Raw genomic sequence first — 1,645 nt, 5'->3', positions numbered from 1 at the left:
TTTTCCTTTTAAAATTATTGTATAAATTCCCCATGCAACAACATGCAAAACAAATAAAATCAGGCTTAGAAAGCACACCTCCTAAAGGCAAAATATGCAATAAAAACTAGTCTGATACAGGAAGAAGACATTACGAACGACAGCCCTCGATGAATAATGCCACACCATAACTAAGATCATAGAAAACAAAAGTTCCTTCTTTGCTTTATCAAGCAGTCCTTCTTTTTCAAATTTCTTCTTGTGATTTTTTATGAATCTCATCAAATTCCCCCCTTTGCTGATTCAAAAACTTCAATTAATAATTTTATATTTTGATAGTTTTGGATAAGTTGTAAGTTGCAAAAAAATAACTATTTCCACCTCTTCTTCAGGAGGAAAATTGCGTTTCCATAACCTCACATCAAATAACAGCTTCAAACCTATATTTTATCATAATTTTCAGGCAACATCAGAAATAATAAATTTTGCTGTCTTTTGTAGAAAATAAAATTTATTACCTTTTTATGCAAATTGTATACATAACATACCAATTCGTTACCACTGGACTTCGACGTTTTGTAAAGCTTTTAAACTATAGACAAAACGTCGAAGATATCATGATGATACTCTTATTGTATTGTACAATACTCCAAACTCCTTATTTTTCAATTGCACTATAAAAAATACGTGGTGCGCTATTCCAAACCCATTTTTTTACATCAGGTGTCATAGCGACAGAAACATATGTCTGATAGATGAAGGCATAAGGACCTTTTTGCATAAATTCACGCTGCAAATCAGCATACATTTGCGCTCGTTTCTGTGGATCTTTTTGAAATAATGCATCCTTAACCTTTTGATTCATAGTTTTATCAAAATATCCATGGCACCAACTAGCATAGCCTGTATTTTTCGCCTCAAACCGATTATCAGGATTGTAAATAAGGCGCACAGCCATTGTATGGGGATCTGCAGAACCATTATTCCATCCGAAAAAAATCGTATCAAAACCACGTGCATAAAACTTTGAAAATAACTGCGTACCTACAAAACGTTCTATTTTAAAACGCACCCCTATCTTTTTTGCATTGTCTTGGAGTGATTGGGCAATGGGTAAAGCAAAGGGATAAGGAGAAGCTCCCGCAAAAATATTGGCCTCAAAACCATTTGGATAACCTGCTTCTGTCAAAAGCTGCTTGGCTTTTTGAAGATCAAGTTTAAAGGGCTGCCCTTCTTTCTCATCCAAAGCTCCAAGAGTCCCAAGAGGAATAAAGCTTGCACGGGGAATACCAACATCTTTGAGAAGGGTCTTTCCAAGACCTTCATAATCGATAAGATAGCGCATCGCCAAACGCACTTTCTCATTGGCAAAAATAGGATTTGTTGTATTAAAACCCCATATGATCATAGAGGGTGCCAACACTCTCTCAACCTTAATATCTGTTGTTTTTTGAAGATCTGTCAAATCCTCTGGCATCAGATTACGTGCCACATCAATATCGTGTTTTTCCAATAATAAACGTTGGGTTCCTGGCTCCGCAACATGGCGAATTAAAATCTTCTTCAATTTAGGCGCTTCCCCCCAATAATTGGAACTTGCACGCAATAAAAGAGCTTCTCCAGGACGCCAACTGCTTAACTGATAAGGACCAACACAAGCAGAATG

At 36.3% G+C, this 1,645-nt stretch carries 1 protein-coding gene; it reads right to left on the bottom strand.

The window, feature by feature from the left end; all coding sequences use genetic code 11:
• Positions 1 to 637 precede the first annotated feature (637 nt).
• Positions 638 to 1,645: ABC transporter substrate-binding protein (locus tag ME1_RS03325; protein ID WP_004863204.1), on the bottom strand; the 1,008-nt coding region annotated here is incomplete at its 5' end.

It is taken from the genome of Bartonella vinsonii subsp. arupensis OK-94-513 (assembly GCF_000278235.1).
Lineage (GTDB): Bacteria > Pseudomonadota > Alphaproteobacteria > Rhizobiales > Rhizobiaceae > Bartonella > Bartonella arupensis.
This window is presented reverse-complemented; position numbering and strand designations above follow the sequence as displayed.